Here is an 8,092-nt window from a genome sequence, read left to right as displayed (position 1 = left end):
TTCACGGCACCAACCTCGCAGGTTTCATATAAATATGGAAGCTCGCATCCGTATTTATATGAACATAGGGTATCGGCTGTTGTCTGCGCTTTGCCCATAACCGTGAGCAGACGAACCAGAACGAACGCGGTCGCATTCAATAAAGATTGTTGAGTTCCCGGGGATCTTTGGCCAATTCCGCCTGAACACACGGCTGAGAAGGGGGTTCGAGCCACACAAGGGGCACTCTTTAAGGGTCTGCTATTCACACCTGCCGCGTGGGCGTCGGTCGTCGCTGACGCGTAGCCGCCGCATCCATCATCAAACAGCGTTGACCTTGCCGCACGGGTCTGGTGGGGCGACGAGCCGCCGTTCCGCCGGCCGGTACTGGTGCTGACGCGCCGAGAGCGCCCGCCGATCGAGTTCGCCAACGGCACCCGCTTCGAGTTCATCTCCGCAAGCCCGCAGGAGGCGCTCTCGCAACTGCACCACCACCCGCCAACGCCGCTGGTCGCGTGCCTGGGGGAGTCGCCTGTGTCGACGTCGGCTCCTGGGTCTTGCAGATCACAGAAACCCACGGCGGTCCCGCGCTCGTTTAACCACGCAGCGCCGTGGACTACCTGCTCTACTGCGAAGCGGAAAACCGGGAATGAGCACGCGATGTCGTTCGCGGGGCCTACGGTCTGCGGGGCCTTTACTCGTTCGGGTAGGGGATGCGGCCGAGTTCTGCACCAGTCGAATCGTCGACGGCGATCGCCTGCCCGTCGTGCTCAATCATGCAGGTGAGGCCGCGTGACGAGAGAAAGTACCAGGCGATCGTAAGTTCGCCGAGATAGAGGAACGTCGGATCGCCCACGGTGATGCGGTCGAATCGTCAGCCCAGGTGGTCGCACAGGGCGCGGATCCCACGCTCGTAGCGAGGTACATTCGCGGCGCGGGCGGTGGCACGACGTCGACGGCGGTCGTCGATATCCGGGATCGTGGCGACGGATGCGGCGATGTGCGCTTCGATCTGGTCCCGGGGGAGAACGACGACATCGGGGTCGGCGAGTAACCAGCGGGCGTTCAATTCGGTGAGGTTCTCGGCGGCCCGAGCCCGGTCGAAGGTAGGCGAGAGTTTCGCGAGTCTGGTGCGCAGCCGGCTGGATGACCCGTAGTCGGTGGCGAGCAGGGCATCCCGACCCCGGCGTCCTGCCTCCTTCAGCAGCCGCGCGCCCTCGTCAAACGCCGAAACGTGCAGTTGAGCGCCCATGGCGGCGAGTCCGTCGTGAACCAGCTGCGCCACCGTGTCGCTGGCCCGGGAGTTGTATACGAACTGGGTGAAGCCGCCGTTATCGACCTGGGCCTGGAAGTAGTCGACGTAATAGCTCTGCAGCGCTTGGATGCTCAACTCATCCTGGGTGAGTAGATCATCGAGGCACGCGTTGACGATCGATACATTCGACAGGACTATGGATGCCGCACCCTCGGTAACGCTCTGAGCCGAGATCACCACGGGTCGCCGGGTCACGGGCATGACTGCACCTCCTTCGGGTGATGGTAGCAGCGGGTATGACGCATGACATTCACAACCGCGGGCGCTACTGCCGCTGAGCGCGTAGTCGACGAGAGACTGAACCACCCCGACCCGACCGCATCCTCACCCGGTCCCACTAGCCGTCGTCTGACTGGCGCCCGATCGCCCGATCGCACAGCCCTCGACGAAGCCGTGCACGTCACGGACTGGTCACGGTTGTGTCTGCTGTGTATCCATGGAAGAGCGCAGGTGCTCCTCTGTGACATGAAGATACAGAGAACTGCGCTCTTATTCGTCGCTGTGGCGTTGACTATTGTCGGCTGTGTGCCGTCTGCGCCTGCAGCCGTGGTCACGCCGTCTCCCACAGCGACAGCGCCGACACCGACAGCAACTCCCACGCCAACCCCGACGGTGGTGGCGCCGACGAAGCCCGCGCTCGCCGAGCTGGTACTCACCGCTGACGGGCTTGGCCCGCTCCTCATGGGGCAGGCTCCGCCCGTCACAGACCCAGCACTCGACATCCTGGTATTCGATCCGGAGCATTGTGATGCAGGCCAGGGTGACCCCGGGCTGTGGGTGCCGAACTACGACGACCCTGCGGCGTTTTACACCACCATCGATGACCAGGGGCTGGTCTCCCAGCTTGCCCTGTTCCGGCGTTCCGACTCAGCCGATACTGGTGTTGGTCCCATCCTGACCGATACCGGGATCGGGGTGGGAAGCACCCGTGATGAACTACTCGCGGCGCACCCGACGGGTTTCGATGAGATCGTGACCACCGGGCAGGTCAGCGATGTCTACATCGCGAGCGGGAACACGGGATCTCTGGTGTTCGAGGTTGCAAAGAATGACAACCTACCCGGCTACTGGGGATCTGATCAGCTCGGTGTAGTGCAGTTAATCAGGACTGCTCAGGCCGGCGGGTCTGTGGGGTCCTATCTCGCGAGTGATCGTCCCCTGGGCGAGCGTTGCCCCGGGGGGCTCTGACACTGCCATCTCACGTAGGGCTGGGCGCGCCGCCCCGTTCGTGCGGCACGGGCGCGGTTTTGGCAGGGAATGCGGTAGCTGCCCTCACCATCGTTCATGAGGCGATCTTGCTGGATTCTTCCCTCGGTCACGACCGAACTCCAGCCGATCTCGTGAGGGACTCCGCATCCATCGTCGCCGACGGCTTGTGTCGTTTGTGGCCAGCCGGGAGCGCGACGCCGACGCGCGAGCAGGCGAACTGCCCTCCACGATCGAGATTGTCCAGAATCACGCGGGCGGCGTCTTCGTAGTAGATCGTGAAGCTCGGCATTGCCCGTTTCAGGGCCACCGTCAGCGCGATCTTCGGTAGAGCCCGGGTGCCTTTCGCGCGGGTTGCGGGCCAGCTGTCCACCGACAGTTGGAGCCCCTCTGTCGAACTGCCGTCAGGCGAATCGATCATCGGGCCGGGGCACAGCATCGACCAGTCGAGATCGCTCGCGGTGAGCGCCGCCAAGTTCGTGCGATGGGGCTCGAAGACTGTGGGGAGCAGGGGAAGGTCCATCGTCGCGAGCGGACGACCCGGAACATCCAGCATCGCAATTCCCCCAAAGCACCAGAATCGCCCGCCGGCACCCAGCGCGACCTGTGCCGCGACGACGACACGAGCGACGAGCGCCGTGAACTCGGCCCCGCCTGCGAGGTAGCCGGCTGCGTTGATCACGACATCCTGACCCTTCATCACGTCAATGAGGGCGTCAGAGCTGTCGAACGAGACCGATCGAACAACGAGTCCGTCGTGTTGAGGAGCAGTCGAATTCGTTCCAGCACGCACCACCGCCGTGACAGCGTGTCCACGCTCAAGCGCCTCCGCGACGAGCCTGCGACCGCAATTGCCGTTCGCTCCGAGAATGCACACTCTCATGCTGGCCATCCATCCACAATGTTGTACTCGCGTAAGATTTACAAAAATACATTGACATTTCATGAATAGCAAGGTTAGGTGTGAACCACCTGACTCAACGGAGAAGACCAAGATGACTGCCGACCAGAGCGAGTACTTTCGTACCCCGAAGCCGAGACCGATAATTGTGCCGAAGCTTCATCACGCGACATTTATGACCATGGATGTTGACGCCATGGTGCGCTTCTATGAATTGGTCTGCGGGCTCCAGCCGGTCTACTACTCCGACTTCGCGGCGTGGCTCACCAATGATGAGGCCAACCACCGGATCGCCCTCCTGAAGCTTCCCGGAACCCGCCCACCAGTCGACAAGCCGCATACCGCTGGGCTTCACCACACTGCCTTCGAGTATGAAACCTTCGACCAGTGGCTTGACAACTACGTGCGGCTTCGCGACGCGGGCCTGCTTCCGACAATCTGCCTGGACCACGGCATGACCATGTCGATGTACTACGCCGACCCCGACGGTAACGGTGTCGAGATTCAGGTCGACAACTTCCGTGACTGGGGACTGTCCAAGGAGTGGATGTGGGCTTCGCAGGAGTTTGCGACCGACCAGATCGGCGCGCAGTTCGACCCGGAGAAGCTCGTCGTCGCCCGCGCCTCCGGCCTCACCCCTGACGACATCCACACCAGGGCTTACGCCAAAGAGTACTTCCCGGCCGAGCCCCGCCTACAGATGACCTTCAACGATCCGTGGCCAGCACGGATCGCCGCAGAACCGAGCCTCGCCGACGGAGTCCCGTTGCCGCCAGCATCCCAGGGCGATTGAGATGCGGATCGCAAACCTGAACGGTCGCGCCGTGCTTCTGCGCGGCGAGACCGCTCTCGACATCGCGAGGGCCAGCATGGGCAGGTTCGGCCCGGAACCGCTGGCGGTGTTCAGCGATTGGGCTTCCTTTGTCGACTGGGCGCCGCTCGCTGATTTCGCCGGAGCAGTGTCGTTCGACGAGAACGATCTCCTTGCGCCAGTGCCCAATCCCAGCCAGATCTTCGCCATCGGCCTCAACTATAAAGATCACGCGGAGGAGTCTGGTCTCGACTATCCAGAGCACCTCGTCGTGTTCACCAAATTCGCGTCCGCTCTTGCTGGTCCGAATGTCGAGGTGACGCTTCCCAGCGAATTCGTCGACTACGAAACCGAACTCGTCGTGGTCATCGGCGTCGAGACCAGTGACGCCGATGAGACACAGGCACGGGCATCGATTGCCGGATTTTCGGTCGGCCAGGACTACAGCGAGCGCAACGTGCAGCGCAGGGGTCCGGCACCGCAGTTCAGCCTGGGCAAGTCGTATGCCAACTTCGCGCCCTTTGGCCCCGCCGTCGTGACGCTGGACGAACTGCTTGATCCCGACCAGCTTGCGATTGGAGCAGTGTTGGAAGGCCCGTCTGCAGTCGACCATGGGGGCCGCTGGACGGTGCAGGATGGCAACACCTCGGAGCTCATCTTCCCGGTTGCGCGAATCATCTCCGACCTCTCGCACATCGTCACACTGCGCCCCGGCGACGTCATTTTCACGGGCACGCCCGCAGGCGTTGGCATGGGTCGCGGGATCTTCCTCAAGCCCGGCGATGTGCTCACCAGCACGATCGGTGGCCTCGGATCCATCCGCAATCAGTTCGTCTAGGTCACTGATGAAAGACTCGAGCGTCACCACAACGGCACCCCGACCGCGCCGGGTGATCTGGGCACCGAGCTGTGAGCAGATTTCGTCCAGCCAGATGTCCGACTTCATGTCCTGGCTCGCCCTGCATCGAGGCATCCAGAACACCACCTACCGCGAACTGCTCGACTGGTCGGTGAACAATCTCTCGGAATTCTGGGACTCGATCCGCGAATACTTTGACGTCGCTGGCGAAGGCTTCACCACCCCAGCCCTGGTTGACGACCGGATGCCCGGAGCGGTGTGGTACCCGGACGCACGCCTCAACTATGCCGAGAACATCCTGCGCAATGCGGTCGGTGCAACCGGCTCGGGCGTCGCGATCGTCGACATCACCGAGGATGGGGTGTCGACCGAGATCACCTGGGGGGAGTTGAACGCCAGGGTGGCAGCACTTGCGGCCGGGCTGCGTGCGCGAGGGGTGGGTGTGGGAGATCGTGTGGTGGCGGTACTCCCCAACAATCCGGAAGCCCTGATCGGACTGCTCGCATCCGCCAGTATTGGCGCCACCTGGTGCATCTGTGCGCCCGACCTCGCCCCCACGGCGACTCTTGATCGGCTGAAGCAACTGGAACCGGTGGTGCTCATCGGTTCCCTCGGTTATCAGTTCAATGGCAAGTGGTTCGATCGTCGAGGCCACCTTCTCGAGATCGAGGCGGGGTTGCCGACTCTTCGCCACACGATTGTGGTCGGCGGTGCGGCCACGGGAACTCGCCTCTCGTTCGATGAGGCACTCGTCGATGGCGCCGAAGCGCAGTATGCGCGAGTGCCGTTCGACCACTCGCTCTGGGTGCTGTTCACATCGGGGACGACGGGAGCGCCGAAGGGAATCGTCCACGGTCACGGCGGCATGGTGCTCGAAGCGCTCAAGATCTTCGGCCTGCACTTCGGAATGGACGCCAGTGATCGGTACTACGTCGCGGCCAACACCTCGTGGATGGTGTGGAACACCATCCTCGGCAACCTCATGACCGGCGCGAGTGTGGTCACCTACGCCGGCTCGCCCGTCTATCTCAGGCCCGATCACCAGTTCGACATCGTGGCCACCAACGCGGTCACCATGTTCGGAACCGGCGCGGCCTATCTGCGGCTTCTGCAGGCGACCGGTGTTTCGCCGGACAGGGAGTGGTCGCTCGGCGCACTCCGAACTGTCATGTCGACCGGTTCGGCCCTGCCCATCGCTACCTACGAATGGGTCCACGACGACGTCAGTTCGGCGATCCAGTTGAGTGATGTGAGCGGCGGCACAGATATCTGCTCGGCCTTCCTCGGCTCAAACCCTCTCGAGCCGGTGATCGCCGGCCGACTTCAGGGGCCGATGCTGGGCGTCGCAATCGAGGTGCGAGACGAATCGGGGATGCCCGTTATCGGCGAAGTCGGCGAGATGGTCGTCACGCGCCCCATGCCTTCGATGCCGACCTGCTTCTGGGGCGACGCCGATGGATCCCTCTACCGGAGCGCCTACTTCGACGTATTCCCCGGTGCCTGGACGCACGGCGACTGGATCATGGAGGCTGCTGACGGCACCTTCGAAGTGCTGGGGCGATCCGACGCGACCCTCAACCGCGGTGGCGTGCGGCTGGGTTCCGCCGAGATCTACGGTGCCCTGCAGTCGGTGGCCGGTGTCACGGATGCGCTCGTGCTGGGGATCGAGCTACCGGATGGTGGGTATCACCTTCCCCTTTATATCGTGCTTGCCGAGGGCATTCAGCTCGATGACATCCTCCGGGCTGAGATCGTCGCCGCAATCAGGCAGCACGCATCACCGCGCCACGTCCCTGACGTGATCAAAGCTGCGCCGGCGATCCCCGTGACCCACGCGGGCAAGAAGGTGGAGATTCCTGTCAAGCGGCTGTTCACCGGTCCCGACCCCACGAAGGTGGACCGCGGTGCACTAGCCAACCCTCAGAGTCTCGACTGGTTTATCGAGGAAGCCCAACGGTTCCGTGCTGCCCACGAGACCAAAACTGCGAGTCAGAGGAAAGACAACGATGTCGCGTAATACTCACAATGAATCCTTCGATGTCGTAATTGTCGGCGCTGGACCGGTTGGCAAGATGGCTGGCCTGCTGCTGGGTCGCGCCGGACACTCGGTGCTGCTTGTCGATCGCAAGGCTGAGGACTACCCGCTGCCTCGCGCTGTCGGACACGACGCTGAGATTGCTCGCCTCATGCAGCGCGCGGGTCTTCCTGTCGATGGGATGCCCGATGCGGTTGAGGCCTATGACGACCTGTACGTCTGGGTCAACGCCGCCGACGAAGTGCTTCAGGAGATCGACGTGTCGGGCGTCAGCACGTCCGGCTGGGGCAACATGTACTTCTATAACCAGCCCACCCTGGAAGGGCGGATCGCCAGCGCACTGGCTGGACTCCCCAACGTTCAGATTCGACGCGGGCTGACCGCTCGGGTGGCCGACCAGCACGACGAGGGTGTCACGATTGCGATCGAACCCATGGATGGTGGGCCCGAGACTACTGTGCGTGCACGCTACGTGCTCGGTGCCGATGGCGCGAACAGTGCGACCAGGATCGACGCCGGTATCGAGTGGCACGACCTCGGGTACTTCTTCGACTGGCTGGTTGTTGATGTCATCCCCGGTGACGGTTTCGACGTAACTCACCTCGCGAAGCAGATCTGCGATCCGGTTCGACCAACGACCGTGGTGCCATCGGGCCCCGGCCGTCGCCGCTGGGAGTTCATGTTGCTCGAGGGAGAAGACGCCAAAGAGCTCGAGCGGCCCGAGAAGATCCGGGAGCTTCTCGCGCCGTTCGGGGTGAATCCCGGCAACGCCCAGTTCGAACGCGGTGTTGTCTACACGTTCGCGGCGGGTTGGGCTGAAAAGTGGCGTGCTGACCGCATATTCCTCGTCGGGGATGCTGCGCACCTCATGCCGCCCTTCGCAGCGCAGGGTCTTGCGTCCGGGTTCCGCGACGTCCTTAACCTGTCCTGGAAACTGGACCTCGTGCTGCGGGGGCTGGCCGAAGACTCACTTCTTGACAGCTACG

At 62.9% G+C, this 8,092-nt stretch carries 8 protein-coding genes; 5 read left to right on the top strand and 3 right to left on the bottom strand.

The window, feature by feature from the left end:
* Positions 1-673: 673 nt before the first annotated feature.
* Both RMN95_RS02415 and RMN95_RS02410 read right to left on the bottom strand, forming a co-directional pair.
* Positions 674-835, bottom strand: a complete 162-nt coding sequence (locus tag RMN95_RS02415) for a hypothetical protein (protein ID WP_309615367.1) — start codon at positions 833-835, stop codon at positions 674-676.
* An 18-nt stretch (positions 836-853) separates the two neighbouring features.
* Positions 854-1,495 (bottom strand): DUF4375 domain-containing protein, encoded by a 642-nt coding sequence (locus RMN95_RS02410; RefSeq protein WP_309615366.1) that lies wholly within the window; start codon positions 1,493-1,495, stop codon positions 854-856.
* Positions 1,496-1,819: 324 nt separating this feature from the next.
* On the opposite strand from RMN95_RS02410, the gene RMN95_RS02405 reads away from it, so the two are divergent.
* Positions 1,820-2,482 (top strand): hypothetical protein, encoded by a 663-nt coding sequence (locus tag RMN95_RS02405; RefSeq protein WP_309615365.1) that lies wholly within the window; start codon positions 1,820-1,822, stop codon positions 2,480-2,482.
* A 127-nt stretch (positions 2,483-2,609) separates the two neighbouring features.
* On the opposite strand, the gene RMN95_RS02400 is transcribed toward RMN95_RS02405, so the two are convergent.
* Positions 2,610-3,383 (bottom strand): NAD(P)H-binding protein, encoded by a 774-nt coding sequence (locus tag RMN95_RS02400; RefSeq protein WP_309615364.1) that lies wholly within the window; start codon positions 3,381-3,383, stop codon positions 2,610-2,612.
* Between the two features lie 112 nt (positions 3,384-3,495).
* On the opposite strand from RMN95_RS02400, the gene RMN95_RS02395 reads away from it, so the two are divergent.
* The 4 genes from RMN95_RS02395 to RMN95_RS02380 form a co-directional block, all read left to right on the top strand.
* Positions 3,496-4,194: a VOC family protein gene (locus tag RMN95_RS02395; protein ID WP_309615363.1), complete on the top strand. Its 699-nt coding sequence runs from the start codon at positions 3,496-3,498 to the stop codon at positions 4,192-4,194.
* Position 4,195: 1 nt separating this feature from the next.
* Entirely contained in the window at positions 4,196-5,050 is an 855-nt protein-coding gene (locus RMN95_RS02390) for a fumarylacetoacetate hydrolase family protein (protein ID WP_309615362.1), read from the top strand.
* Complete coding sequence (locus RMN95_RS02385) at positions 4,995-7,088, top strand: acetoacetate--CoA ligase (RefSeq protein WP_309615361.1); 2,094 nt, start codon at positions 4,995-4,997, stop codon at positions 7,086-7,088. The genes RMN95_RS02390 and RMN95_RS02385 overlap by 56 nt, the downstream gene beginning before the upstream one ends.
* Positions 7,078-8,092, top strand: a 1,015-nt coding sequence (locus RMN95_RS02380) for a bifunctional 3-(3-hydroxy-phenyl)propionate/3-hydroxycinnamic acid hydroxylase (protein ID WP_309615360.1), incomplete at its 3' end; no start/stop codon positions are given. The genes RMN95_RS02385 and RMN95_RS02380, both read left to right, overlap by 11 nt.

This window comes from Salinibacterium sp. (assembly GCF_031364185.1).
Lineage (GTDB): Bacteria > Actinomycetota > Actinomycetes > Actinomycetales > Microbacteriaceae > Rhodoglobus.
Note: the sequence above shows the minus strand (reverse complement) of the source record. Positions and strands in the feature narration are given on the sequence as shown.